Origin of the sequence: Achromobacter sp., assembly GCF_049647645.1 — a bacterium.
In the GTDB taxonomy this organism is placed as follows: domain Bacteria; phylum Pseudomonadota; class Gammaproteobacteria; order Burkholderiales; family Burkholderiaceae_B; genus Achromobacter.
In genome coordinates this window covers 1-24,883 of sequence record NZ_JBARYB010000100.1, presented here as the reverse complement: position 1 = coordinate 24,883, position 24,883 = coordinate 1, and the positions used below count along the sequence as shown (strand labels likewise).

At 66.6% G+C, this 24,883-nt stretch carries 24 protein-coding genes; 5 read left to right on the top strand and 19 right to left on the bottom strand.

Going from position 1 to position 24,883, the window contains the following annotated elements:
* Both WBB14_RS12355 and WBB14_RS12350 read right to left on the bottom strand, forming a co-directional pair.
* Positions 1 to 726 (bottom strand): DUF1254 domain-containing protein (locus WBB14_RS12355; protein ID WP_424240073.1); only part of this gene is annotated, 726 nt, incomplete at its 3' end.
* 256 nt (positions 727 to 982) lie between these two features.
* Complete coding sequence (locus WBB14_RS12350) at positions 983 to 1,759, bottom strand: enoyl-CoA hydratase (RefSeq protein WP_013391124.1); 777 nt, start codon at positions 1,757 to 1,759, stop codon at positions 983 to 985.
* A gap of 31 nt (positions 1,760 to 1,790) precedes the next feature.
* On the opposite strand from WBB14_RS12350, the gene WBB14_RS12345 reads away from it, so the two are divergent.
* Positions 1,791 to 3,569 (top strand): M61 family metallopeptidase, encoded by a 1,779-nt coding sequence (locus WBB14_RS12345; protein WP_424240072.1) that lies wholly within the window; start codon positions 1,791 to 1,793, stop codon positions 3,567 to 3,569.
* Positions 3,570 to 3,748: 179 nt separating this feature from the next.
* Here WBB14_RS12345 and WBB14_RS12340 read toward each other — a convergent pair whose 3' ends face one another.
* Entirely contained in the window at positions 3,749 to 4,630 is an 882-nt protein-coding gene (locus tag WBB14_RS12340) for a LysR substrate-binding domain-containing protein (RefSeq protein WP_424240071.1), read from the bottom strand.
* Between the two features lie 238 nt (positions 4,631 to 4,868).
* Between WBB14_RS12340 and WBB14_RS12335 the strand changes: the two genes are divergently transcribed.
* Positions 4,869 to 5,630, top strand: coding sequence for a maleate cis-trans isomerase family protein (locus WBB14_RS12335; RefSeq protein WP_013391120.1), 762 nt, complete (start codon positions 4,869 to 4,871; stop codon positions 5,628 to 5,630).
* A 16-nt stretch (positions 5,631 to 5,646) separates the two neighbouring features.
* Here WBB14_RS12335 and WBB14_RS12330 read toward each other — a convergent pair whose 3' ends face one another.
* The 11 genes from WBB14_RS12330 to WBB14_RS12280 form a co-directional block, all read right to left on the bottom strand.
* Positions 5,647 to 6,276: an ANTAR domain-containing response regulator gene (locus tag WBB14_RS12330; RefSeq protein ID WP_332013679.1), complete on the bottom strand. Its 630-nt coding sequence runs from the start codon at positions 6,274 to 6,276 to the stop codon at positions 5,647 to 5,649.
* Positions 6,276 to 7,430: a transporter substrate-binding domain-containing protein gene (locus WBB14_RS12325; RefSeq protein WP_013391118.1), complete on the bottom strand. Its 1,155-nt coding sequence runs from the start codon at positions 7,428 to 7,430 to the stop codon at positions 6,276 to 6,278. The genes WBB14_RS12330 and WBB14_RS12325 overlap by 1 nt, the downstream gene beginning before the upstream one ends.
* Before the next feature lie 97 nt (positions 7,431 to 7,527).
* Positions 7,528 to 9,507: a nitric oxide reductase activation protein NorD gene (locus WBB14_RS12320; protein ID WP_424240070.1), complete on the bottom strand. Its 1,980-nt coding sequence runs from the start codon at positions 9,505 to 9,507 to the stop codon at positions 7,528 to 7,530.
* 2 nt (positions 9,508 to 9,509) lie between these two features.
* Entirely contained in the window at positions 9,510 to 10,316 is an 807-nt protein-coding gene (locus tag WBB14_RS12315) for a CbbQ/NirQ/NorQ/GpvN family protein (RefSeq protein WP_424240069.1), read from the bottom strand.
* Positions 10,317 to 10,384: 68 nt separating this feature from the next.
* Positions 10,385 to 11,422, bottom strand: a complete 1,038-nt coding sequence (locus WBB14_RS12310; RefSeq protein WP_424240068.1) for an aliphatic amidase — start codon at positions 11,420 to 11,422, stop codon at positions 10,385 to 10,387.
* A 25-nt stretch (positions 11,423 to 11,447) separates the two neighbouring features.
* Positions 11,448 to 12,137: an urea ABC transporter ATP-binding subunit UrtE gene (gene urtE, locus WBB14_RS12305; RefSeq protein WP_424240067.1), complete on the bottom strand. Its 690-nt coding sequence runs from the start codon at positions 12,135 to 12,137 to the stop codon at positions 11,448 to 11,450.
* 15 nt (positions 12,138 to 12,152) lie between these two features.
* A complete protein-coding gene (urtD, locus tag WBB14_RS12300; RefSeq protein WP_424240074.1) occupies positions 12,153 to 12,914 on the bottom strand; it encodes an urea ABC transporter ATP-binding protein UrtD in 762 nt (253 codons plus the stop codon).
* A 32-nt stretch (positions 12,915 to 12,946) separates the two neighbouring features.
* Entirely contained in the window at positions 12,947 to 13,993 is a 1,047-nt protein-coding gene (gene urtC / locus WBB14_RS12295; protein ID WP_424240066.1) for an urea ABC transporter permease subunit UrtC, read from the bottom strand.
* A 4-nt stretch (positions 13,994 to 13,997) separates the two neighbouring features.
* Positions 13,998 to 14,900, bottom strand: coding sequence for an urea ABC transporter permease subunit UrtB (urtB, locus tag WBB14_RS12290; RefSeq protein WP_424240065.1), 903 nt, complete (start codon positions 14,898 to 14,900; stop codon positions 13,998 to 14,000).
* A 69-nt stretch (positions 14,901 to 14,969) separates the two neighbouring features.
* A complete protein-coding gene (gene urtA / locus WBB14_RS12285; RefSeq protein WP_332014778.1) occupies positions 14,970 to 16,163 on the bottom strand; it encodes an urea ABC transporter substrate-binding protein in 1,194 nt (397 codons plus the stop codon).
* A 354-nt stretch (positions 16,164 to 16,517) separates the two neighbouring features.
* Positions 16,518 to 17,441, bottom strand: coding sequence for a LysR family transcriptional regulator (locus WBB14_RS12280; RefSeq protein ID WP_424240064.1), 924 nt, complete (start codon positions 17,439 to 17,441; stop codon positions 16,518 to 16,520).
* A 100-nt stretch (positions 17,442 to 17,541) separates the two neighbouring features.
* On the opposite strand from WBB14_RS12280, the gene pcaD reads away from it, so the two are divergent.
* Positions 17,542 to 18,339, top strand: a complete 798-nt coding sequence (gene pcaD, locus WBB14_RS12275) for a 3-oxoadipate enol-lactonase (RefSeq protein ID WP_424240063.1) — start codon at positions 17,542 to 17,544, stop codon at positions 18,337 to 18,339.
* A gap of 10 nt (positions 18,340 to 18,349) precedes the next feature.
* On the opposite strand, the gene WBB14_RS12270 is transcribed toward pcaD, so the two are convergent.
* Positions 18,350 to 19,252, bottom strand: a complete 903-nt coding sequence (locus WBB14_RS12270; RefSeq protein ID WP_424240062.1) for an NAD(P)/FAD-dependent oxidoreductase — start codon at positions 19,250 to 19,252, stop codon at positions 18,350 to 18,352.
* Positions 19,253 to 19,376: 124 nt separating this feature from the next.
* On the opposite strand from WBB14_RS12270, the gene folB reads away from it, so the two are divergent.
* Together folB and ttcA are read left to right on the top strand one after the other, a co-directional pair.
* The gene (gene folB, locus WBB14_RS12265; RefSeq protein ID WP_013391106.1) at positions 19,377 to 19,736 is read left to right on the top strand and encodes a dihydroneopterin aldolase; all 360 of its coding nucleotides are present in this window, start codon (positions 19,377 to 19,379) and stop codon (positions 19,734 to 19,736) included.
* A 2-nt stretch (positions 19,737 to 19,738) separates the two neighbouring features.
* Positions 19,739 to 20,707: a tRNA 2-thiocytidine(32) synthetase TtcA gene (gene ttcA / locus WBB14_RS12260; RefSeq protein ID WP_424240061.1), complete on the top strand. Its 969-nt coding sequence runs from the start codon at positions 19,739 to 19,741 to the stop codon at positions 20,705 to 20,707.
* Between the two features lie 69 nt (positions 20,708 to 20,776).
* Here the strand turns inward: ttcA and WBB14_RS12255 are convergent, their stop codons facing one another.
* The 4 genes from WBB14_RS12255 to WBB14_RS12240 all read right to left on the bottom strand — a co-directional run.
* Complete coding sequence (locus WBB14_RS12255) at positions 20,777 to 21,733, bottom strand: D-2-hydroxyacid dehydrogenase family protein (RefSeq protein ID WP_424240060.1); 957 nt, start codon at positions 21,731 to 21,733, stop codon at positions 20,777 to 20,779.
* A 62-nt stretch (positions 21,734 to 21,795) separates the two neighbouring features.
* Positions 21,796 to 22,593, bottom strand: a complete 798-nt coding sequence (locus WBB14_RS12250) for a DsbC family protein (protein ID WP_424240059.1) — start codon at positions 22,591 to 22,593, stop codon at positions 21,796 to 21,798.
* A gap of 144 nt (positions 22,594 to 22,737) precedes the next feature.
* Complete coding sequence (locus WBB14_RS12245) at positions 22,738 to 23,907, bottom strand: UbiH/UbiF family hydroxylase (protein WP_424240058.1); 1,170 nt, start codon at positions 23,905 to 23,907, stop codon at positions 22,738 to 22,740.
* Positions 23,904 to 24,883, bottom strand: a 980-nt coding sequence (locus WBB14_RS12240; protein WP_424240057.1) for a murein transglycosylase A, incomplete at its 5' end; no start/stop codon positions are given. The genes WBB14_RS12245 and WBB14_RS12240, both read right to left, overlap by 4 nt.

The following is a 24,883-nucleotide window of genomic DNA, read 5'->3' as shown; positions in this document are numbered from 1 at the left end:
GCGCGAACCGCGGTTGGCGGCGGGCCGGGCGGTGGCCGGCGCGGCCAGCGGGCTGGCGGTCATGCCGGCCTGGATCTGATTGACGGCCGCGTAGTCTTGCGGGCCGCCCGCCTGAGTCCAGCCGATCAGCCAGCCGGTGGCGGTGGGGCTGTGGATCACGTCCATGCCAGGCGGCACACTGCCCTGCCAGCCGGGGCCGACGAGGACGAAGGACTGGGCGCCGTTGCCGTTGGTGCGCGTACCGCGCGAAGCGAACACGTCGCTCCACATGTCCAGGGCCGACAGCACCATATAGCGGTCGCCGGTGGCGGGCAGGTTCACGATCAGCGGCGCGCGCGACACGTCGAACCACAGGCTGGAATAGAGCGCATCGGCGCTGGGCCAAGGCACGTCGCCCGCGCGCGGATCGGGGAAGGCGGCCTTGTGGCCGAACTGGTTCACCGGCGCCTTGCCGTCCAGCGGCGTCTGCACGGCCGTGGCCTTGCGGCGCGCCAATTCCATCAGCACCATCGGATAGGCGTAGACATAGGCGTCGATGGCGATGTCGCGCAGCTCTTGCTCGCTCATCTGCGCGGCGGGCGCGGAGGCGGCCGGATACGGCGTCTCGGACACCAGGCGCATGGAGGGACGCGGCGATTGCGCCTGCGTGGCGGTAACGAAGCAGGCGCTCAGCGCGCCTGCAAGCACCGCGGCGGACCACCGGCGGGTAGCGATAGATGTACGCATGCAAGGCTCCTTATTGGTGTTGTCTGCAAGCGAGCCGCCGCGCCAGGCATGCCAGTTCGGGCAAGCCTCTCTGGCGCGGCACCTCGTGGTGACGCTTTTTCAGGATAGGACCGAACTCTGCAACAAGGTGCTGCCCAAGCGTGTCAAGGCGCAACACGTCGCGCGCCAAAGAATGCATGCGAAAAAAACGCGCCCTAGAAGGGCGCGTGCGGTGAATCCGGCTCCGTCCAGGCCTTCAACCTGGGCGTAACAAGGATTAACGGTGTTTGAAGTCCGGTTTGCGCTTTTCAGTGAAAGCCGCCATCCCTTCCTTCTGGTCTTCGGTCGCGAACAGCGAATGGAACACGCGGCGCTCGAACAGCAGGCCTTCGTTGAGCGAGCCTTCGAATGCGCGGTTGACGCATTCCTTGGCCATCATGACCGAGGGCAAGGACATGGAGGCGATGACGGTGGCCGCGTCCATGGCTTCTTCCATGAGCTTGTCGGCCGCGACCACGCGCGACACCAGGCCGGCGCGTTCCGCTTCCTCGGCGCCCATCATGCGGGCGGTGAGCGCCAGGTCCATGGCCTTGGCCTTGCCCACGGCGCGCGGCAGGCGCTGGGTGCCGCCGGCGCCCGGGATCACGCCCAGCTTGATTTCGGGCTGGCCGAACTTGGCATTGTCGGCGGCGATGATGATGTCGCACATCATGGCCAGTTCGCAGCCGCCGCCCAGGGCGTAGCCGGCCACTGCGGCGATCACGGGCTTCTTGATGCGCTTGAGCGTTTCCCAGTTGCGGGTGATGTATTCGCCGCCATACACGTCCATGTACGACCAGTCTTTCATGGCGCCGATGTCGGCGCCGGCGGCGAAGGCCTTTTCGCTGCCGGTGATGACCACGGCGCCGATACCGGCATCCGCTTCGAACGCCAGCAGCGCCGCGCCGAGCTCATCCATCAGTTGATCGTTCAAGGCGTTCAGGGCCTTGGGACGGTTCAGCGTCAGCAGGCCGACGCGGCCCCGGGTTTCGACCAGTACAAACGACTCGCTCATTGATGTCTCCGAATAAGTATGAAAGTAAGATATGTCCATGGAAAAAGACAACGCTCTGCCGCTACTTTACCGCCTCGCGCCCCACGACCCGGCCGGACACCGCTACCGGATAACCCTAAGCATCGCAGCGCCCTCCCCCGGCGGCCAGCGCCTGTCGCTGCCGGCCTGGATTCCGGGCAGCTACCTGATCCGCGATTTCTCCCGCCAGATCGAATCGCTGGCCGCCTATTCGGGCTCCCGGCGCGTGCCGGTCGAAAAGACCGACAACCACACCTGGCAAGCCGCGCCCTGCGAGGGTCCGCTGCGGGTCGAGTACGAAGTCTATGCCTGGGACCTGTCGGTGCGCGGCGCGCACCTGGATGAAACCCACGGCTTCTTCAACGGCACCAGCGTGTTCCTGCGGGTGCATGGCCAGGACCATCTGCCTTGTCTGGTGGACCTGGCGCCGCCGCGTTCGATCCAGGGCTGGAAGGTCTACACCAGCCTGCCGGAAGCGCGCGGCCACAAGGGCGCCGCGCGCCGCCATGGCTTTGGGCTGTACCTGGCGCCGGACTATGACGCGCTGATCGACCATCCGGTGGAAATGGGCACGCCGCAGGTGTCGAGCTTCGTGGCGCATGGCGCCGAGCACGAGCTGGTGTTCACCGGCGTTGCGCCCAATCTGGATCTGGCGCGGATCACGGAAGACGTGCGCAAGATCTGCGAGACGCAGATCGCGTTCTTCGAGCCGCGCAGCAAGCGCGCGCCTTTCCTGGACAGCTCGGACCGCTACGTATTCATGACGATGGTGACGGGCGACGGCTACGGCGGGCTGGAGCATCGCGCCAGCACAGCGCTGATGACGGCGCGCAAGGACTTGCCGGTGATGGGCCAGCAGGGCCAGGGCGAAGGCTACCGTGGTTTCCTGGGCCTGGTGAGCCATGAGTATTTCCATACCTGGAACGTCAAGCGGATCAAGCCGGAAGCCTTCGTACCCTACGATCTTTCGCAGCCTGACCTGACCCGCCTGCTGTGGGTGTTCGAAGGCTTCACGTCCTATTACGACGATCTGTTGCTGCTGCGTTCGGGCGCGATCACGCAGCCCGACTATCTGCGTCTGCTGGCCAAGACCATCACCAGCGTGGCGCGCACGCCGGGGCGCACGAAGCAGTCGGTGGCGGAGAGTTCATTCGATGCCTGGACGCGCTATTACAAGCAAGATGAGAACTCGCCGAATGCGCTGGTCAGCTACTACACCAAGGGCGCGCTGGTGGCGCTGGGGCTGGATCTGCTGATCCGCCGGGAAACGGCCGGGGCGCGCTCGCTGGATGATGTGATGCGTTTGCTGTGGGGCCGGTATGGGCGTGACTTTTATCAGGGCAAGCCGCAGGGTCTGGCCGAGGACGGACTGCCGGCCTTGATTCTCGAAGCCACGGGCGTGGATACGCGGCGTTTCATTGCGCGCCATGCCTATGGGACGGCGGATGTGCCGCTGGCTGAATTGCTGGAGCCGCAGGGCATCAAGCTGCAATGGAAGACGGCGGCCAATATTCCTTCGCTGGATGTGCGTACGCGCAAGCAGGGCGAGTCGCTGTTGCTGGCGACGGTGCTGGAGGGCGGCGCGGGGCATAAGGGCGGGTTGTCGGCCGGGGATGTGCTGGTGGCGGTGGATGGCTTGCGGGTGGATGCGCCGGCGGGACTGGAGCTGCTATTGGCGCAGTACCGGGCGGGCGATCGCGTGCACGTGCATGTGTTTCGGCGGGATGAGTTGAGGGAGTTCCGGGTGCGACTGGGTGCGCCGGAGGCTTTGGATTGCGTGTTGACGGGCTGAGTTGTTTTGCTTTGCTTGGTTTTCTTGGGGCCGTCTTTTGTGGGACGGCTCCTTGTTTTTGGGGGCCGGTCTTTGTGTTCTTGAGGCCGCCTGCCGCGGCGGCCCGGCCGGTGGCGCGGGCAGCCTTCTGGGGCTGGGGTCTTGCGTCGAATATTTGTGGACCGTCAGCGATTACGCCCTCACTCCTCCTTCATCTGCGCCGCAGTCTGCAAAAACGTATCCAACGCGCGTCTCCTGCCCAGCCGGCGGGTGACGGCGTAGACCATGGCGCGGGCGATGTCGGCAGGCAGACTGCAAATGGCGACGCGGTCGGCGGCATGGCGGCAGGTGGACCGGGGCACCAGGGCGACGCCCAGCCCTGCGGCTACCAGCGCCAGCTGCGCCGGGACTTCGGCGACGGTTTGCGCGGCGGACAGGGGCAGGCCGGCGCGGGCGCAGGTTTCGGCCAAGGTGCGGGCGAAGGCCGAAGTGTCTTGGCGCAGCATGACGAAGGCCTGGCCGGCCAGGTCCTTCAGTTCCAGCCGCTTGCGGCCGGAGAGGGGGTGGCCCTTGGGGAGCACGGCCACGACGGGATCCTGCCACAGAGGCATGGATTGCAGTTCCTCGTCGTCGACGGCGGTGCGCGAGATGCTGACGTCGATACGGTGTCCGCGCAGCGCGTCCAGCTGCGCGGCGGGGTTCATTTCATTGAGCAGCACGGAGACCTGGGGGTGGGAGGCCTTGTAGCGGGCGATCAGCGCGGGCACGGGGCCCATGAAGTGCGATCCGGACAGGCCTACCTCGATGCGGCCCGCCAGGCCCTGGTCCACGGCGCGGACCCGCACGGTGGCGTCCTTCAGGCTGGCGAGAAGCGCGCGCACGTCGTTGAGGAAGGCTTCGCCGGCCTCGGTCAGGGTCACGCGGCGGTTGTTGCGGTCGAACAGCTTGACCTCGAGTTCGCGCTCCAGCTGCGCGATCTGCAGGCTGAGCGGCGGTTGCGAGATGTGCAGGCGCGCGGCGGCGCGGGTGAAGTTGAGTTCTTCGGCCAGCACGGCGAAATAACGGAGTTGGCGGATTTCCATGGCGGCCAGTTATTTGGGAAAGATATCAAACCAGATAAAAACTATATTGGAAAATATCGTTCCCGGCGACCAGAATAAGTCCTGCCGATAGAGCAAACGACAACATCCGGGGACCTGCCATGAGACCAGCGCTCGCCGCCGCAGGCACTGCCACCGGCTGACATCCGTATTTCGCATCGCCGATTTCCCGCGCCCCGTCGCGGGCCGGCCCCTCTTACGCCTTTCGAGGAGCATCGCCATGACCACTTCCCCCCGCGCCCTGCGCATCGGCCAGATCGTGCCCAGTTCCAACACCACCATGGAAACCGAGATCCCGGCCATGCTGCGGCTGCGCGAGACGATCGCGCCGGAGCGTTTCACCTTCCATTCCAGCCGCATGCGCATGAAGCAAGTGACGGCGGCGGAACTGGCGTCGATGGACCGGGAGTCGGACCGTTGCGCGCAGGAGCTGTCCGACGCGCGGGTGGACGTGCTGGGCTATGCCTGCCTGGTGGCGATCATGAGCCAGGGGTTGGGCTATCACCGCGTCTCGCAGGAACGCCTGCATCAGGCCACGGTCGACAACGGCGCGCCGGCGCCGGTGATCTCCAGCGCCGGCGCGCTGGTGGAAGGCCTGCATGCGATCGGCGCGCGCAAGGTCTCGATCTTGACGCCCTACATGAAGCCGCTGACCAAGCTGGTGGTGGACTACATCGAAAACGAAGGCATCGAGGTGCAGGACAGCTTGTCGCTGGAGATCCCCGACAACCTGAAGGTCGGCGCGCAGGATCCGATGGCGCCGGCCAGCCATGTGGAGCGCCTGAATACGCGCGGCGTGGACGCGGTGGTGCTGTCCGCCTGCGTGCAAATGCCGTCGCTCGCGTCGATCCAGCCGACACAGGACCGCCTGGGGCTGCCGGTGGTGACGGCCGCCGCGGCAACGGTCTACCGGATGCTGAAGGTGCTGGACCTGGAAGCGCGCGTGCCCAACGCGGGCGAGCTGCTGACCGGCAAGTACTGAACCGGCGCGGCGCGCCCTACTTGCCCAGCGACAGGATTTCGTTGGCGTTGACGATGGCGCCCGCGATCTCTTCAGTCGTGACGCGCTTGTTCATGGCCTGCTCGCGGATCAGGTCGTAGGCCTGGTCCTCGGTGACGTTGCGCGTGCGCATCAGGATGCTCTTGGCCTCCGCGATGCGGCGCACGCCCAGCAGCTTGCCCTCGAGCTTGCGCAGGCGCCGGGCATGCGACTTGATGTCGTCATAGACCTGGCGCGCCACCACCAGCGAAGACAGCAGGCCAAATGAGCGCACTGGCGAAGGCAGCACCGCCTTCGCCCCGATGCGCAGCACCGCTTCGACGATGGTCGGATTCTCGTAGGTGACGATGGCGATGACCATGGGCGCGTCATCGCTCTTGGCCCATTCGAAGCCCAGGTCGATCACGTCCGGCCGCACGGCCAGGAACACCGCGTCCAGCCCCTCGGGCAGCGTGGGCGCCGGCGGCCAGAAGGTCTGCACCTGGCAGCCGATGCGTTGCAATTGCTGCGTCAGCTGGCGGCCGTCGGCGTCGTCGGGATGATAGACGGCGATCCGCAGCGTGCGCAGGTCCTTGAGCAGGGAGGGCGTCGCGCGCTCCGCGCGCTGGCGGCTGGCGATATCGCCCATCAGATGTCCAGCGAACTCAGGGTAGCCGTCCAGTCGCCCAGCGAATGGGTGACCAGGTACGGATCGGGATGCACGGACCGCGTGGCCTCGCGCACGATGGTGAATTGGCCCTTGGCGTTGACCCGGCCGACACGCGGATACAGGCAAGTGTGATGATTGGTGGGATCGATGCGCACCCGGCCCTGGGGCGCCTGGAATTCGCTTTGCAGCACGCGCGGCAGGATTTGCGCGATTTCGTCGGTGCCGGTGTCGCGGAAGGCATTGGCGAAGATGTGCATCTGGAAGTACGCCGCTTCCCAGCAAAGATTGGGCACGCAATCGTGGCCGAAACGTCGCCGCAGGCGTTCCAGGCAGCGCCGGTTGATGTCGGAATCGATGGACTGGAAGTACGGCGCGGAGGTGAAATGGCCGGCCGCGACCTCGGGTTCCATCTGCGAGATTTCCGCTTCGGAGGTCGTCAGGCTGGCGATGGGCATGGTCTTCGGATCGAAGCCCGCGTCCGCGTAGGCGCGGTACAGGCAGGCCGTGGAGTTGCCCACCACGGTGGAGAAGATGAAGTCCGGCCGCTTGTTGCGGATGTCGTCCAGGATTTCCCGGTAGTCGCGCTCGGTCGCGGTCAGGGGCACGTAGCGCTCGCCGAGCTTGGCGCTGTCCTGCCGCTGCAGCACCAGCTCGCCCATGATGCGGTTGGACTCGTAGGGATAGATGTAGTCCGAGCCGATCAGGTAGACGCGGGCGCCGAAGTTGGCGGTCATGAATTCCGCCAGCTGCACGCTGTTCTGGTTGGGCGCGGCGCCGGTATAGATGATGTTGTTCGAGAACTCGAACCCTTCGTACAGCGTCGGGTAGAACAGCAGCCGGTTCCACTTCTCGACCACCGGCAGCACCGCCTTGCGGCTGCTGGACATGTAGCAGCCGAATATGACGTTCACGCGGTCTTGCGTGATCAGCTTTTCGGCCAGCACGCTGTAGGTGGCGGGGTCCGACCTCGGGTCGTAACGCACCGGCACGATCTCGCGGCCGTCGACGCCGCCCGCCTCGTTGATCTCGTCGATGGCCAGCAGCGTGCCTTGCAGCTGGGAACGGCCTATGGTCGATGTGGCCCCCGTTTCAGAGAACAACACGCCTACGCGGATGGGATCTTTGTTTGCCATGATCGGGACGCCCGCTGGCGCGGACATCCATCCTTTTTCGAGTTCATCAGTTTCAGCACAGCGGCAGCCGCCGTCAACACGTGGATTCCTGGGGTCGTCATGGTGACGCCCTGGCATAGGCGCGGAGCAGCGCCTGCGGCAGCGCCGCCGGATTCGTCACGATCCGGTAGCCGCGGAAGCCGAACATGGCGCGCAGCTGCGGTTCGGCCTTGGCGTCCAGCGCGACGCAATGCACGCTCACGCCTTGCCTGCGCAATTCCAGCACCGCCTCGCGCGCGTCGTCCACCAGATAGCGCGGGTCGTGCGCGTCGACATCGGAAGGCTCGCCGTCGGTCACGACGATGATGGCGCGGCGCTCGCCCGCAACGAGCAGCGCCAACGCGCCGGCATGCCGCAGCGCAGCGCCCAGGCGCGTCGAATAGCGGGCCTGGGCCGCGCCTATGCGGCCCAACGCAGTCGCCACCGGAGCGCCCGCCTCCAACAGGCGGTAGTAGTAGACCGCCGCCCGCGTATCCGAGCAGAAGCCGTGCACGGCGATCCTGTCGCCTTCGCCCGCTGTAGCTTGCGCCAGCAGCATCGCCGCCTGCTTCTCCAGATCCAGCACCGTCGTCCCGGCGTCGGACGCCAGGTCGTTGGCCGAAGTCGACAGGTCCAGCAGCACCAGCGTGCTGCTGGCGCAAGGCTGGCTGCCGGGCCGCATGAAGTAGCGGGCGTCCGGCGCCAGGTCCAGGCGCCGGTCGATCAGGACTTCGATCGCGGCATTCAGGTCGATGTCATCCCCTTCCCATTGCCGCCTCAGGCGGCGCGCGCGGCTCAGGCGCCGCGATTGCGGCAAGGCCAGCCGCTGCGCGGGACCGGCGAGCGCGGGCGGTGCCGTGCCATTCCAGCCGGGCAGCTTCTCGATCACGGTGCACCAGTCCGGCCGGCTGCGGCCTAGCTTGTAGTCCCATTCGGGATAGCGATAGCGCCCCAGTTCCGTTTCGCTGGCAGCTTGCTGGACGTCGTCCTGCCCTTGCGGCGCCGCATCGCGGGGTTCGGGCGCCATCCCCTGCGAACCCAGGGCCAGCTCAGGCGGCGGTTCGGCCGTGTCGCCGTAGTCCCACAGGTAGGCGTTGTCGTCGCGATAAGGGACCGGCACGGCGTATTGCTGCGGATTGAAGCGCACCCGCATCTGACCCAGGTCGTTCGCCAGCACCGACGCCAGGCGGCGGAAGGCCGCCGTGTCGCGCAGATCGGCGGACTGCGCCTCGAACAATGCCCGCGCCTTGTTCACCCAATGGTTGTCGTCACGCAGCGACGGGTCCATCAGCAGGCGGCTCATGCGCTGGATCAGCGCCGCGAATCCCAGGTCCGCAGGATCGGGGGACGATGGCGCGAACGCCAGGAACCAGCGGCGCACGCCGGGATAGTCCGCGGCCAGCAGCCGCTCCACCCGTGCGTCCTCGATGGCGGACACTACCGCCACGCCCATGGGCTTCAGGCTCGCGACCGGCTGCGCTGCCGGCGAATAGCGCAGATGGGCCGCCGCATGCGCCACGGCCGCGCGGTACAGCGCCCAGCGGTCGGCGCCGTCCAACACGGTGTAGCTGTCCGGCACCAGCAGATGCGTAGGCGCGAGGATGGGGCGGGAAGGCGGACCGTCCAGCGCCGGACGCCGCAAGGCTTCGACCGCCATGGCCCTGCCCGAAAGGCCGCACAAAAGCCATGACAGCCGCGCCTGCGCGGCTTCCAGCTCCTGCGCGCCCGCTTCGCCGTTGAAGGCCTCGCGCGCATAGGCATCGCGCAACTGGAAGTAGGCGCGCAACAAGGCGGGCTGGCGTTCATAGTGCCGCAGGCCCGCCAGCATCCAGCGCCCCAGCCCGCCCGCTGTCAGCTTCGCCATCAACTGGTCGAGCCGGTCCGCCACGGCTGCGGCGCACTCTGGGTCTTCGTCGTGCAGCAAGTCGATCCAGCGCCGCGCCTCCGCGGCCTGGTCCTCGCCGCTGCGCACGGCCAGGCGGCGCAACTTGTCATCCAGCGTGCCCGCCGGGCGTGCGCCGGCGCCGGCTCCCTCCCCCGCGGACAGGACGGCTCGCATGTTCATTCCAGGTTCGCGTCGACCAGCGCCCGCAGCGCCGCCGCCATGTCGGGATCGTCGGTCAGCGCGCGCGTCATCGTCATGTCGCAGCTCTCGGCGGGACTGACGCCGTCGCGGATCAGGATGCCGGCATAGATCAGCATGCGGGTGGACACGCCTTCGTCCAGCCCATGCCGCTTGAGTTCGCGCGAGCTGTGCGCGATGCGCACCAGCCGGTCCGCCAAGGCGTGGTCTATGCCGGCCTCGTGCGCCACGATCTCGGCCTCGTGCCCAGGCTCCGGATAATCGAAATCCAGGGCGACGAAGCGTTGCCGGGTGGAAGGCTTGAGATCCTTGGCGCTGCTCTGGTAGCCCGGGTTGTAGGACACCACCAGCTGGAAATCGGGATGGGCCCGCACCACCTCGCCCTTCTTGTCCAGGGGCAGGATGCGCCGCGCGTCGGTCAGCGGATGGATGACCACCGTGGTGTCCTGGCGCGCTTCGACGATCTCGTCCAGGTAGCAGATGCCGCCATGGCGCACGGCCAGCGTCAGCGGGCCGTCATGCCAGGCGGTGCCATCCGCATCCAACAGATAGCGGCCCACCAGATCGGACGCGGTCATGTCCTCGTTGCACGCCAGCGTGACCAGCGGACGACCCAGCTTCCAGGCCATGTACTCCACGAACCGCGTCTTACCGCAGCCGGTGGGGCCCTTCAGGATCATGGGCAGCCGGTGCGCGTAGGCGTGCTCGTACAGCGCGGTTTCCCGCCCCGTGGGACGGTAGAAGGGTTCTTGCGCAATCCGGTAGGTATCGAGCGGAGACGGCACGGTTCATGTCCTCGGCTGGCGTCCACCCGGCGCGGGAACCGGGCGGACGGGATGGGTGGCAGGCATGCCTAGCGATGCTTGGCGGCCTCGTTGGGGATGCCCTCTATCGGGCACTCCGGCGTGCCCACCGTGGACCGGGTAAAGGACTCGACCATCTTGCGCGTGCCCTCCGGATCGTTGATCCAGTTGGCGTAGAAGTTGTAGGGGCAGGCCGCGACGCCCGTGGCCTCCTCGCCGGAATTGATCTTGCCGGTGTAGCCGCGGTGCACCAGCTTGAACAGATGGTTCTGCGACTGCATGTTCTTGCGCGCGTCGCGGATCAGGCTGGTCGACAGCTCGGCGTACTGCACGCCCATGTCTTCCTCGCCGCATTCGCCCAGGGTGCGGCCGTCGAAGCCGATGATGGCTGAATGGCCGAAGTAGGAATAGACGCCGTCAAAGCCCGCGGCATTGGCCACCGCCACATAGACGTTGTTCATCCACGCCATGGCCTTGGACACCATGACCTGCTGGTCCTTGGCCGGGTACATATAGCCCTGGCACCGCACGATCAGTTCCGCGCCGCGCATGGCGCAATCGCGCCAGATCTCGGGGTAATTGCCGTCGTCGCAGATGATGAGGCTGATCTTCAGGCCCTTGGGGCCTTCCGACACGTAGGTGCAATCGCCCGGATACCAGCCTTCGACCGGCACCCAGGGCATGATCTTGCGGTACTTCTGCACGATCTCGCCCTTGTTGTTCATCAGGATGAGCGTGTTGTAGGGCGCCTTGTTGGGGTGCTCTTCGTGGCGTTCGCCGGTCAGCGAGAACACGCCCCAGACGTTGGCCTTGCGGCAGGCGTCGGCGAACACCGCGGTCTCTTCACCCGGGATCGCCGAAGCGGTTTCGTACATTTCCTTGGCGTCGTACATGATGCCGTGGGTGGAGTACTCGGGGAAGATGACCAGGTCCATGCCGGGCAGGCCGCGCTTCATGCCCACGACCATGTCGGCGATCTTGCGGGCGTTCTCCATCACCTCGGCGCGGGTATGCAACCGCGGCATCTTGTAGTTCACGACGGCCACGCCCACGCAATCGTTGCTGCTGGAGATATCTCCATGTCTCATGACAATGCTCCTCGGTGGTTGACGGTCATACCGTCAGGAAAGATCTGACTTTGTCCTGGTCCAGGTTCTCGCGGCACGCCTCGTGCACGATGCGGCCCCGGTCTATGACCAGGAAGCGGTCGGCCAGGTCCAGCGCGAAGCCCAACATCTGCTCCGACACGACGATGGCGAAGCCGCGTTCCTCGCGCAGCGCATTCAGGACCCGCGCGATGTCCTTGATGATGGAAGGCTGGATACCCTCGGTGGGCTCGTCCAGGATCAGTACGCGCGGATCGGAAATGAGCGCCCGGGCGATCGCCAGCTGCTGCTGCTGTCCGCCGGACAGGTTGCCGCCCTTGCGCCGGCGCATCTCGTGCAGCACCGGGAAAAAGCGGTACAGGTATTCCGGCACGGCCTTAAGCCCGCTGCGTTCGGCGCCCGTCAGGATGTTCTGCTCCACGGTCAGGAACGGGAAGATCATCCGGCCCTGCGGCACAAAGGCCAGCCCGCTGCGCACGCGTTGGTAGCTCTCCATGCCGGCCAGTTCCACGCCGTCCAGCCGGATGCTGCCCGAGCCCGACCGCAGCATGCCGATCAGGGCCTTGAGCAAAGTGGTCTTGCCCATGCCGTTGCGGCCCATGATGGCCACGGACTCACGGGGCGCCACTTCGAAGCACACGTCGTGGACGACGTGGGATTCCCCGTAACTCACGTTCAGCTTGTCGATCCGGAACATGGCGCATCCTCCCTTTCAATGACCCAGATACACGTCCAGCACGCGCGGATCGGCTTGCACCTCGGCCACGGTGCCTTCGCTCAGCAGCCGGCCCTGGTGCAGCACGGTCACCTTGTGCGCGATGCGCTTGACGAAATCCATGTCGTGCTCGATGACCACCATCGATTTTCCGCGCGAGATCCGCGCCAGCAGCTCGGCCGTCTGTTCGCGTTCGCGCGGACTCATGCCGGCCACGGGCTCGTCCAGCAACAGCAGCTGCGGGCTCTGCATCAACAGCATGCCGATCTCCAGCCATTGCTTCTGCCCATGGCTCAGGCGGCCCGCCTTCTCCGCCAGGCGGTCCTGCAGGAACACTTGTGCGGCCATGTCCTGGATGCGCTCGCGGATGTCGGCCGTGCGCCGGAACCGCAGCGAACGGACCACGCCGTGCGCATTCGGCAGCGAGATCTCGAAGTTCTCCAGCACGGTCAGGTCCTCGTACACCGACGGCGTCTGGAACTTGCGCCCGACGCCCGCGCGCACGATGTCGAATTCCGCCATCCGCACCAGGTCGCGCCCCTGGAACATCACGCGGCCCGCGGACGGCCGGGTCTTGCCGCAGATGATGTCCAGCAGCGTGGTCTTGCCCGCGCCGTTGGGGCCGATGATGACGCGCAGTTCGTCCTGCGCCACGCGCAGGCTCAGGCCGTCCACGGCCCGGAAGCCGTCGAACGAGACCGTCAGGTCCTCGACGCTGAGGATGGCGCCAGGCGCCGGGCGGTCGCTGCTCATATTCATGCTGGCGGGCTCCTGCAGGTCCAGGGTGGCGCTCATCGCGCGCTCCCCGCGGCGCGGCGCGCCTGGATCTGGCCGAACACGCCGGCCAAGCCGTTGGGCATGATCACGACCACCGCAATGAAGATGGCGCCCAGGAAGTACAGCCACACTTCCGGGAAGGTCTCGGACAGATAGGATTTGAGAAAGCCGATCAGCAAGGCGCCGACCACGGCCCCTGGAATCGAGAGACGGCCGCCAACAGCCGCATAGATCACCATCTCGATCGACGCCACCACGCCGATCGCTCCCGGAGAGATCAGGCCGACCTGCAGGGTGAAGAAGGCGCCGCCGATGGAGGAAAGGATGGCGGCCACGGTGAAAATGCAGGCTTTCACGTGCGCGGTGTCGTAGCCCGAAAAGCGCACGCGGTCCTCGCGGTCGCGGATGGCGATCAGGATCTTGCCCAACCGGCTACGCACGATCGCCAGCGCCGCCAGCATCGCCACGATCAGCGCGGCGGCTTCGATGAAGTAAAGCGCCTGCTTGCCATCGTCGCCGACGATGTCCCAGCCCAGCAGCGTGCGGAAGTCAGTGATGCCGTTGGCGCCGCCCGTGTCTCCTTGCTGGCCGACGATGAGCACGGTCAGCGTCATCGCCAGGGCCAGTGTCACGATGGCGAAGTACACCCCGCTGACCCGCTTGCGGAAAATCGCCAGGGAAAACAGATAGGCGGCCAGGCCCGGCAGGACGATGATCAGCAAGAGCGTCAGCGTCAGCGAGTGGAACGGCTGCCACCAGACCGGCAGGCTCTCCACGCTGCTCCACACCATGAAGTCGGGCAGTTCCGGCGCGGAAGCCTCCAGCTTCAGGAACATGGCCATCATGTAGCCGCCCAGCCCGAAGAATATGCCTTGCCCAAGGCTCAGCACGCCGCTGTAGCCCCAGGTCAGCACGATGCCTATCGCCACGAATGCGAACGCCATGTACTTGCCGACCAGGTTCAGCCGGAACGGATCCAGCGACAGGGGCAGGACGGCCAGGATCAGCGCAGCGACCAGCAGGATCGCGATCTCTTCGGTTTTCCGGTGCAGGGCATTCATCGCATCACCCCCGAGTCTTGTTGGCGAACAGCCCGTTCGGGCGGAAATAGAGGACCACGATCACCAGGACCAGGATCGTGACCTTGGCCATAGAGCCGCTCATCAGGTACTCCAGCGTGGTCTGCGACTGCGCGATGGCCAGGCCGGAGAACGCCGTGCCCAGCAGGCTCTGCACGCCGCCGAACACCACCACGATGAACGAATCGACGATGTAGAGCTGGCCGGTGCCGGGGTTGGTCGACCCGATCATGGTGAAGACGCAGCCGGCGATGCCCGCCAGGCCGGAACCCAGCGCGAAGGTCAGCGCGTCCACGCGCCGCGTGTTGATCCCGACGGCGCCGGCCATCGCGCGGTTCTGCGTGACGGCGCGCACCCGCAGGCCCCAGGCGCTGCGGTAGAGCAGCAGGTACACGCCCGCGGCCACCAGCAGCGTCAGGCCCAGGATGAAGATGCGGTTCAGTGGAAACTGCAGATCGGGCGTGGGCTCCCACGCGCCGCTGAGCCAGGAGGCCAAAGGCACGCTCACTTCCTGCGCGCCGAACACCGAGCGGTAGACCTGCTGCAGGATCAGGCTCAAGCCCCAGGTCGCCAGCAGCGTGTCCAGCGGACGGTTGTAGAACCAGCGGATGAAGCCGCGCTCAAGCACATAGCCGAAGGCGAAGGTGACCAGGAATGCCAGCGGAATGGCCGCGAACAGATAGACGTCCATCCAGCCCGGCGCCCAATGCTGGAACACGACCGAGACCACATAGGTCGTATAGGCCCCCATGGCCATCAGTTCGCCGTGGGCCATGTTGATGACGCCCATCAGGCCGAACACGACGGCCAGGCCGATCGCCATCAGCAGCAGAATGCTGAAGAGGCTGATCCCGTTGAAAACCTGCATTGCCGCGATGTCGAGATTCATGATCACGTTCCAGGCTGGGCCGGCGGCATTGCCGCCGGCCATGGGCTTGCAAGCATCCGCAAGCGCGGACTACAGCTTCGGGAAGGGATTGGGTTCGATCAGGTCCGCCGATTCCCAGACGATGTCGAACTGCCCGTCGGGCCGCGCCTTGCCAACGCGCACCTTCTTCCAGACGTGGTGGTTGGTTTCATGCACGCGCACGGTGCCCTCCGGCGCTTGCAACGTCAGCCCCGCCGAGGCCGCGATCACCTTGTCGGGATCGAACGAGCCGGCCTTCTCCACGCCGAGCTTCCACAGGTACACGCTGTTGTAGGCGACCTCCATCGGATCGCCGATGACGCGGTCCTGGCCGTACTTGGCCTTGAAGGCGCGGACGAACTTTTCGTTGGCCGGATTCTGCAGGCTCTGGAAATAGCCCATGCAGGCGTAGTAGCCCGCCGCGTTGTCCTTGCCGATCCCTTCGATCTCGTTCTCGGACACCACCGTGGATAGCAGCACGACGCGCGTGCCGTCCAGGCCGGCCGCGCGCAGCTGCTTGTAGAACGCCACGTTCGAGCCGCCCACCACGGTGCTGTAGATGCACTCGGGCTTGGCGGCCTTGATCTTGTTGATGATGGAAGAGAATTCCGTATGCCCCAGCGGCGCATACTCTTCGCCCACCACCTTGGCATTCATGCGCGCGATGGCCGGCTTGGCGATCTTGTTGCAGGTGCGCGGATAGATGTAGTCGGAACCGACCAGGAAGAAGGTCTTGCCCTTTTCACGCGCCATCCACTCCACCGCCGCGATCACGGACTGCGTGGCCTCCTGCGACGGATAGAACACCCGCGCATCCTGCTCCTGGCCCTCGTAGTAGGTGGGGTAGTAGAGCAGGCCCTTGCTGCGCGCCAGCACCGGCAGCAGCGCCTTGCGCGAGGCCGAGGTATAGCAGCCCACGATGGCCGCCACCTTGTCGCGGTCGAGCAGCTTGCGCGCTTTCTCGGCGAACACCGCGTTCTCGCTCGCGCCGTCCTCGACCACGGGTTCGATCTTGCGGCCCATCACGCCGCCCGCGGCGTTGATCTCTTCGATCGCCAGTTTCTCCGCGTCCACCAGCGACGCCTCGGCGATGGCGATGGTGCCGGACAAGGAATGCAGCAGGCCCAGTTTGACGGTATCTTGGGCATAAGCCTGGCGGGGCAAGGCTGCCATCCCCGATGCGGCACTCAGTAGGACCATGGAGCCGCTGTGCTGCAGAAAGCGGCGGCGGTTGTATACGCTCATCGTTGCGCTCCTGTGCGTTTCTGAAGGCAAGCCTCCGGCCGGGGCTTGCACGCAAGCCCTGAACTGCCCGGGATTGGACAGGCGCCATTGCCCACCACATCACGACGACTGCCGTCCGCCCGCAGCGTCCACGTTTCTTCAGGCAAAGCTGCGCCCACGGCGCAGCGAAACGCCATTCGAAGGAAAGCGATGGACAAACGGAAAACGAAAAGGCCCGAGCCGGAAATTCCGGCTCGGGCCTTTTTGCCCTACGCCTGACTGGCAACACTGGCAGTCGGCGAAAATTTGAAGACGAACTTGCGTCTGGAAGGCATTCTGAAGAAGCGTGTGGCGCTATGCCATGCGTATTTTCCCTTAGCGGCCGCGGCGCGATGCCAAGGCGCGGCGCAAGGCCGGCGCGGCATCCTGCAGGGCTTGCCACAAGCGGTTCGACACCGGACCTTGCGCCCGGTCCGCGCGTCGCGCCGCCACCAGTTCTTCGACGCTGCCGGGAAGATGGCGGTTGGCGATGGAAAGCAGACTGCCGTCACGCAGTTCATCGTCGATGAGAAAGCGTGGCATATGCCCCCAGCCCATGCCCTGCACGATGATCTCCTTCTTCATCAACTGGTCCGCCACCGTGCATTGGCGCGCGCCTTCGACGGTGAAATAGTCTTGCGATGGCGAGTGCGTGGCGGTGTCGCGCATCACGCATTGCGTGTAGTCGCGCAGCAGCGCGGGCTTGATCGCGCGCGGCATGGACTCGCGCAGAAAGCCCGGCGCCACGACGGGTACGAAGGGCACCTTGGCCAGGTCTACCCATTCGATGCGGGCGTCGTTCTTGTCGACGCGATGCAGAATGAGATCGGCCTCGCCATCGTAGAGGCGCTCCAGCGGCCCGGACACGGCTTCGAAGTACAGGTCCAGGCGCGTGGCCGGACAGTCCGCGAAGAAACGGCTCAGCAAGCCCAGCACATAAGGCCGCGGACAAAAATCGCCGATCACGATGCGCAGCTCGGTTTCCTCGCCCATGGCCAGTTGTTCGGCGTGCGCGCGCAAGGCGGTCAGTTCGCGCAGCAGCGATTGCGCACGCGCATGGAAGGACTGGCCCGCAGCAGTCAGGCTCACGCGGTAAGCGCTGCGGTCCAGCAAGGTCAGGCCCAACTGCCGTTCCAGCTTGGCCACGGCGGCGAACACCGCCGGATGCGAGCGGTGCAGCGTTGCGGCGGCCGCCTGGAAGCCGCCGGCGCGCACCACGGCGTCGAAGCACTGGAGATCGTGCAACGTGAATTCGCTCATGTCTGTTTTTCCGACAATGATTGTTCGAACTTTGTAATTTTTTCTTGATCGGCGCGCAACTACGATTTGCCTCATCCCCAATCACACGAGGCCAACCATCATGCAAGACATCTCCTACTTCACCGCCGGCGATGGCGCCCGCATCGCCTACCGCCAGGATGGCGGCGCCGGCCTGCCCACGCTGGTGCTGGCGAACTCCATCGGCACCACGCTGCACATGTGGGACGCGCAGATTCCCGCGCTGACCCGCCACTTCCGCGTGCTGCGCTACGACTACCGCGGCCATGGCGCATCCAGCGTGCCGCAAGGCGCCTACTCGCTGGACCGCCTGGGCCGTGACGTGCTGGAACTGCTGGATGGGCTGGGCATCGAGCGCGCGCATTTCCTGGGACTGTCGCTGGGCGGCATCGTCGGCCAGTGGCTGGGGGTGCATGCTCCCGAGCGCGTCGGCCGCCTGATCCTGAGCAACACTTCGGCCTATCTGGGGCCGGCGCCGCAATGGGACGAACGCATCGCCGCCACCGAGCGGGCGGACGACATGTCGGAAACGGCCGAGACCTTCCTGAAGAACTGGTTTCCCGCGCCCTGGTTACGAGAGGGCAACCCGGCCGTCGAACCCTTCCGCGCCATGCTGCTGAGTACCGACAAGCATGGCCTGGCGGGCGCATTCGCAGCCGTGCGGGATTTCGACCTGCGCCCGACCATCGCCCTGATCCCCAATCCGACGCTGGTCATCGCCGGCCAGCACGACACGGTCACGGCGGCCAGCCATGGCGAGCAGATCGCTGCCGCCATTCCAGGCGCCAGGCTGCTGGTCCTGCCCGCCGTGCACCTGGCCAACATCGAATTGCCACAAGCGTTCGAGGCCGCGATCGAGGAATTCCTGCTTGAAGGCTGAACGCCGCGCGCTACTCCGCGCCGCGCTCCCAGCGGCGCTGGATGGCCTTGGCGGCAACCACGCCGTCGGCCATGGAGGTGACCACGCAGGGATGCATGCGGTGCGCCACCTCGCCCACGGCGTAGATGTCGGGCACGCTGGTCTCGGCGGTGGCGAAGTCGGTGCGGATGTAGCCGCGCTCGTCGCGGGCCAGGTGCAGGCTGTCGGCAAAACCGGCCTGGGGCTCCCAGCCGTAGAAGACCAGGATCAGGTCGTATTGCCTGCCGTCCACGCTGCGGGTGGCCGGGTCCACCTTGTAGGGGCCGATATGCACGCCTTCGCGGCCGGCGCGCGTCACCCATTGCTGCTGGGCGCGGACGCTGCGGGCATGGAGATGCACGCTGCGGGCGCCGCGATTGCGCACGTAGACGTAGTTCTCGAAGGCGTTGTCACCCCCGCCCAGGACGGCCACGGACAGCCCGGAATAGTCCTGCGCCACGATCGGCGAGCCGGGTCCGATCAGCACACCGGGCCAGGATGCGCCCGGGGGATGGTCCGGCAAGCCCTTGGCGCGCACGCCGGAGGCAATCACCAGGGTGCGTCCGCGCACCAGGGATTCAGCGCCATCCGAGCCACCCAGCGTGGCCTCGATGCCGCCCTTGCAGGGACGCACCCCGGTTACGCGGGTTTCCAGGCGCAGCGGCACGCCGGCCGCGCGCACGCTGGCGTCGATATTGGCGGCCACCTGCTGCCCGGTGACGCCCGGCAGCACGGCGATCCAGTCGTCGGCGAAAGGATTGTCATTGCCCAGCCCGCCGAGCCGGGGGCCAGCCTCGACCAATAGCGGGGACAGGCCCAGCCGCGCCAACCACAGGGCGCAGGAGGCGCCGGCCGGGCCGCCGCCTACAATGACCGAATCGTGCATCTGTTGCATTTCACCCCTTATTGACTGCGCCGGCGCCTCGCGGACGCCCGGACATGGCCGGATTGTAGCCAGCGCGCCGCCCTCGTTCCGCTGTCGCCTTACAATTCCGGGCTACCCCACCCAGGTTTTCATCATGCCTACACGCCGTATCATTCTTTCCGGGCTCGCGCTCGATGCCCGCATCGGCATCCTCGAGCACGAGCGCCGCGCCACCCAGCCCCTGCACGTCGACGCCGAATTCGACGTGGACATCCAGCGCTCGGTCGACGACCACGACATCCACAGCGTGCTGGACTACCGCCGGCTGCGCGAGGCCATCGTGGAAGAATGCACCCAGGCGCACGTGAACCTGATCGAAACCCTGTCGGAACAGGTGGCGGCGCGCCTGCTGGCCGACTTCCAGGAAATCCGCGCGCTGCGCCTGCGCATCAGCAAACCCATGGCCTTTTCCGACTGCGCGGCGGTGGGCGTGGAAATCCAGATCACGCGTTGACCATGAACGATATCGCTACCCCCGAGGTGCGCTTTCGCACCGAGGCCGAAGAAAAGGCCCGCCACGAAGGCAACAAGCTGACCAAGCGCCTGGCGCGTGAAACCACCCGCGCCCTGTCCGACTACAACATGCTTGAAGAAGGCGACCGCGTGATGGTCTGCCTGTCAGGCGGCAAGGATTCCTATGCGATGCTGGACATCCTGCTACAGCTGCAGAAGCGCGCGCCCTTCAAGTTCGAGCTGATCGCGGTCAACCTGGACCAGAAGCAGCCGGGCTTTCCCGACCACATCCTGCCCGAGTATCTGAAGACCTTGGGCGTGCCCTTCCACATCGAGACGCAGGACACGTATTCCATCGTGACGCGCGTGCTGGAAGAGGGCAAGACCATGTGCTCGCTCTGTTCGCGCTTGCGCCGCGGCATCCTGTACCGCGTCGCCTCCGAACTGGGCGCCACCAAGATCGCGCTGGGCCACCATCGCGACGACATCCTGGGCACGTTCTTCCTGAACCTGTTCTACGGCGGCAAGGCCAAGGGCATGCCGCCCAAGCTGGTGTCGGACGACGGCCGCCACACGGTGATCCGCCCCCTGGCCTATGTGCCGGAGACCGACCTGATCGCCTATGCGGAACTCAAGCAGTTCCCCATCATTCCCTGCAATCTCTGCGGCTCGCAAGAGAACCTGAAGCGCAAGGAAGTGGGCCGCATGATCAAGGAATGGGACAAGCAGCATCCGGGCCGCTCGTGGAATGTGTTCAACGCGCTGTCGCGCGTGGTGCCCTCGCACCTGATGGACCGTGACTTGTTCGACTTCGTGGGCCTGAAGCCCACCGGCGTGCCGGACGCCAACGGCGACACGGCGTTCGACGCCGAGGATCCGCAGGAAGATGCCGGTGAAGCCTGTGGCGACGCGCCGCAGGCGCAGGAGCCGGGCGCCATCGTCGAAAAGAAGGTGACGTTCACGCGCGGATGAACACCGGGCGGAAAGCAAAAAGGCTGCGCGAGCAGCCTTTTTGCTTTTGAGGCTGCGGCGAGCGCAGCTTCAGGCGTTCAGCACGCGGATGGGCTTGCCGGCCTTCCACGCCTTCACCGCTTCCAGCGCGTTTTGGTAGAAAGCTTCGAAGTTCTCGCGGCTGACGTAGCCCAGGTGCGGCGTCAGGATCACGTTGTCGAGGTCGCGCACGGTGTCCGTGGGCGACAGCGGTTCCTCGGGATAGACGTCCAGGCCGGCGCCCGCGATGCGGAACTTCACCAGCGCGTCCATCAGCGCTTCCTGGTCCACCAGGCCGGCGCGCGAGGTGTTGACCAGATAGGCGGTCGGCTTCATCGCGGCCAGCGCGGCGGCGTCGACCACGTGGCGGCTGCGCTCGGACAGGATCAGGTGCAGGCTGACGACGTCGGAGGTGGCGAAGAGCTCGTGCTTGTCCACCCGCTTCACGCCCGCCGCCTCGGCGCGCTCGTCGGTCAGGTTGGGGCTCCAGGCCACCACGTCCATGCCGAAGGCCAGGCCCACCTTGGCCACCGCCGCCCCCAGTTTGCCCAGGCCCAGCACGCCCAGGCGCTTGCCCGCCAGCGGCTCGGGCATGGCGGTCTGCCACATGCCGCGGCGCATGGCCGCGTCTTCGGCGGGCAGATGCTTGAACAGGCCCAGGATGTGCGCCCAGGCCAGCTCGGCCGTGGCGGTGTTGGCGTCGGCGCTGCCGGGCGCGCCGCAGACGATGATGCCTTGCTCGGCGCAGGCCTGCATGTCGATGGCGTTGTTGCGCATGCCCGTGGTGACCAGCAGGCGCAGATTCGGCAGGGCGCGGATCCGTTCCGCGGGAAACGGCGTGCGCTCGCGCATGGCGACGATCACGTCGAAGGATTCGAGCGAGGGCTCGACCTGCTCTTCCGGGATGAAATTATTGAAGATCCGCACCTCGGCGTCACCGCCCAGCGAGGTCCAATCCGCATAGCGCTTGGCTACGTCGTGGTAATCGTCGAGTATTGCGATTTTCAAGAGCTGTCTCCGGGTGGCTTGGCGCCCGTGGCGCCAGCCTCCCGGCCGGCGCTGCGCGCCGGTCAGTTCAAGCGGGCTTTGAATTGATCCAGGGGCAAGGCGCCACTGACGCGCGAGCCGTCTGCAAAGAAGGTGGTCGGCGTGCCGCGCACCATCAGCTTCTGGCCCAGGGCCAGCAGCTTGTCCTCGGGCACGTCGCAATTCGCGGTGGCCGGCTTCTTGCCGCGCAGCATCCAGTCGTCCCAGGTAGCGCCCGGGTCCTTGGAGCACCACACGTCGCGCACCTTATCCTTGGAATCGGGCGACAGGATGGGATAGAGGAAGGTGTAGACCGTGATGTTGTCGACGTTTTCCAGCGTCTTGCGCAATTGCTTGCAATAGCCGCAATTGGGGTCCTCGAAGATCGCGACCTTGCGCGAGCCGTCGCCCTTGACCTGCTTGATGGCCAGGTCCAGCGGCAGCTGGTCGAACGACACGGCGCTCAGGCGCTCCTGCGTTTCGCGGGTGACGTCGCGGCGCGTCATGGCGTCTATCAACGGACCTTCCATGACCCAAGTCACCTTTTCATCCGTGTAGATCAGGTCCATGCCCAGCTGCACTTCGAACAGGCCGTAAGGCGTGCGGCGCACCGCCGTCACGTCCATCCCTTCGAAACGCTGGCGAAAGCGATCCTTGACCGCGTCCGCCACCGGATCAGCCGGCGCCACCTGGGTGGTGGAATAGCTCTTGTCGCCCTTGCCGGGCTGCCCCACCGACTGGGTCGAGACAGACTTGTCGCCCTGGGCGGCCGCGCCGACGGACAAACCCAGGCCCGCGGCCAGGAAACAAGCCGCCAGGGTGGCGGATATGCGGAAATTCATCGGTACTCCTGTACTTATCTATCGTGTTCTTGTGCGGAAAGGGTAACCGATCCGCACTGGAGCCCATCCCGCCTGCGCGGGCAAGCGCCCCCTATCGATCAGACAGTCCGCCCACGAGCTAGGTTCCGCGGGGCTGATCCCGCCCTAGTTGGCCGAGGCGCCGGTAATCAGGCGGCGCTTGATCAGCGGCGCCCGCTCCACCCAGTGCATGCCGGCGTTACGCAGCCAGACCAGCGGCGTCGCCCGCGAGGCGAATAGCTTGTGCAGGCCGTCGGTGGCCAGGCGCATGGCCAGCACCGGTTCGGCGCGCGCGCGCTGGTAGCGGTGCAGGACGCGCAGGTCGCCCGCCGCGCGGTAGGCTTCGCGGCCGGCAACGACGCGGGCCAGGGCTTCGACATCGCCCAGGCCCAGGTTCAGCCCCTGGCCTGCCAGCGGGTGCAGGCGATGGGCCGCGTCGCCCGCCAACGCGATGCCGGGCGCGACCATCTGGGCGCGTTCCAGCGTCAAGGGGAAACCATGCAGCTTGCTGCGGACCTTCAACCTGCCCAGGCGGCCTTCGGCGGCGTCGGCCAGCGAGGCCTCCAGGCGAACGGCCTGCTCCTCGGGCGGCAAGGCCAACAACGTCTGGGCCAGCTCGGTGCGCATGGACCAGACCATGGAAACCTGCGGACCGGCCGAGGTGTCGGGCAGCGGTAGCAGCGCCAGCACGCCGTCGTCGCGGAACCACTGGAAGGCGGCGCCCTGGTGCGGGCGCTCGGCATCCAGGTGCACCACCAGGCCCGTGTCGTCATAGGACACGGACTCGTGCTTCAGCCCGGCGGCTTCGCGCAGCGGCGACGCGGCGCCGTCGGCGCCCACGAACAGCTCGGCCTCGATGCGCGCGCCGCTTTCGGTGTCGATGGCGCCGTCCCGGTAGCCCGTGCAGCGGTCCTCCAGCCAGGGAATGCCGAACATGCGGACCGCCTGGATCAGCACGCGCTCGATTTCGCCGGACTCGACGATCCACGCCAGTTGCGGCAGCGCCGCCTGCCAGGCGCTCAGGTTCACCTGGCCGTCGGCGTCGCCGTGGATCTCCATGGCGTTGACCGGCGTCAGCCGCGACGCGGGCATGGCGTCCCACACGCCCAGCTCGGCCAGAAAACGCTGGCTGGCGGGCGAAATGGCGTAGACGCGCGGGTGGTAACGGTCCGGATCCGCTGGCGGCACGCTGGCGCGCGGCGCCAGCACGGCCACGCGCTGACCGCGGCGGGCCAGCGCCAGGGCGGTGGACAGGCCGACGATGCCGGCTCCGCAAACGACGATCTGATGGCTCATCTTGCGCTCGGCTCCCCGGCCTGTTTCGGCCACAGCACCCACATCTGGCCGCGCTGCTTCATGCGACCGGCCTGCTGGCCGGCATCCTCGCCGTAGCCCCAGTAGAAGTCGGCGCGCGCGGCGCCGCGGATGGCCGTGCCCGTGTCCTGGGCCAGCACCAGGCGTTGCAACGGCCGGTCGGACGCCGGATAGGTGGTGGCCAGGAACACCGGCGTGCCCAGGGGCACGAAACCCGCGTCGACCGCGATCGAGCGCATGGGGGCCAGCGGCACGGCGTAGGCGCCCTTGGGGCCTTGTTCCGGATCGACCACCATTTCTTCGCGGAAAAACACCACCGCCGGATTGGCATTGAGCATTTCCGGCACGCGCTTGGGATTGCGCTGGGCCCAAGCGCGAATGTTCTGCATGGAGGCCTGGTCGGCGGACAGCTCGCCGCGGTCGATCAGCCAGCGGCCGATCGACGCGTAGGGCTGGCCGTTGTGGTCGGCGTAGGCCACGCGGATGGTCTTGCCGGAATCGGGACCATCGGTCAGCTGCACGCGGCCCGAGCCCTGCACCTGCAGGAAGAAATTGTCGACGGGGTCGTCCACCCACACCAGCACCGGCGGGCGGCGGCCGGAGGACTCGATGGCGGCGCGCGAGTCGTAAGGCACCACGCGCTTGCCGTCCAGCTTGCCGCGCACGCGCTTGCCCGCCAATTCCGGATAGATCGAGCCCAGGTCGATGGTCAGCAGATCCGCCGGCACGGTGTACAGCGGCCATTGGTGGCTGCCGCCCTGGCGGCGTGAGCCGCGCACCAGGGGCTCGTAATAGCCCGTCACGGTATTGGCGGCCGGTTTGCCGTCGGCGGCGTTCAGGCGCCAGGGCTGCAGATAGGTCTGGAGGAAGCGGCGCACACCCTCGCCGTCACCGGCGGCCGGCGCGCGGGCCGGATCCACCGCGGCGGCGCAGACCGGCTGCCAGGCCCGCGGTGTGG

Bases quoted from the DNA above. Each gene is read 5' to 3' on its own strand.
- WBB14_RS12350 (WP_013391124.1), bottom strand. From the start codon at position 1,759: ATGAGCGAGTCGTTTGTACTGGTCGAAACCCGGGGCCGCGTCGGCCTG.
- WBB14_RS12345 (WP_424240072.1), top strand. From the start codon at position 1,791: ATGTCCATGGAAAAAGACAACGCTCTGCCGCTACTTTACCGCCTCGCG.
- WBB14_RS12340 (WP_424240071.1), bottom strand. From the start codon at position 4,630: ATGGAAATCCGCCAACTCCGTTATTTCGCCGTGCTGGCCGAAGAACTC.
- WBB14_RS12335 (WP_013391120.1), top strand. From the start codon at position 4,869: ATGACCACTTCCCCCCGCGCCCTGCGCATCGGCCAGATCGTGCCCAGT.
- WBB14_RS12330 (WP_332013679.1), bottom strand. From the start codon at position 6,276: ATGGGCGATATCGCCAGCCGCCAGCGCGCGGAGCGCGCGACGCCCTCC.
- WBB14_RS12325 (WP_013391118.1), bottom strand. From the start codon at position 7,430: ATGGCAAACAAAGATCCCATCCGCGTAGGCGTGTTGTTCTCTGAAACG.
- WBB14_RS12320 (WP_424240070.1), bottom strand. From the start codon at position 9,507: ATGCGAGCCGTCCTGTCCGCGGGGGAGGGAGCCGGCGCCGGCGCACGC.
- WBB14_RS12310 (WP_424240068.1), bottom strand. From the start codon at position 11,422: ATGAGACATGGAGATATCTCCAGCAGCAACGATTGCGTGGGCGTGGCC.
- urtE (WP_424240067.1), bottom strand. From the start codon at position 12,137: ATGTTCCGGATCGACAAGCTGAACGTGAGTTACGGGGAATCCCACGTC.
- urtD (WP_424240074.1), bottom strand. From the start codon at position 12,914: ATGAATATGAGCAGCGACCGCCCGGCGCCTGGCGCCATCCTCAGCGTC.
- urtC (WP_424240066.1), bottom strand. From the start codon at position 13,993: ATGAATGCCCTGCACCGGAAAACCGAAGAGATCGCGATCCTGCTGGTC.
- urtB (WP_424240065.1), bottom strand. From the start codon at position 14,900: ATGAATCTCGACATCGCGGCAATGCAGGTTTTCAACGGGATCAGCCTC.
- urtA (WP_332014778.1), bottom strand. From the start codon at position 16,163: ATGAGCGTATACAACCGCCGCCGCTTTCTGCAGCACAGCGGCTCCATG.
- WBB14_RS12280 (WP_424240064.1), bottom strand. From the start codon at position 17,441: ATGAGCGAATTCACGTTGCACGATCTCCAGTGCTTCGACGCCGTGGTG.
- pcaD (WP_424240063.1), top strand. From the start codon at position 17,542: ATGCAAGACATCTCCTACTTCACCGCCGGCGATGGCGCCCGCATCGCC.
- WBB14_RS12270 (WP_424240062.1), bottom strand. From the start codon at position 19,252: ATGCAACAGATGCACGATTCGGTCATTGTAGGCGGCGGCCCGGCCGGC.
- folB (WP_013391106.1), top strand. From the start codon at position 19,377: ATGCCTACACGCCGTATCATTCTTTCCGGGCTCGCGCTCGATGCCCGC.
- ttcA (WP_424240061.1), top strand. From the start codon at position 19,739: ATGAACGATATCGCTACCCCCGAGGTGCGCTTTCGCACCGAGGCCGAA.
- WBB14_RS12250 (WP_424240059.1), bottom strand. From the start codon at position 22,593: ATGAATTTCCGCATATCCGCCACCCTGGCGGCTTGTTTCCTGGCCGCG.
- WBB14_RS12245 (WP_424240058.1), bottom strand. From the start codon at position 23,907: ATGAGCCATCAGATCGTCGTTTGCGGAGCCGGCATCGTCGGCCTGTCC.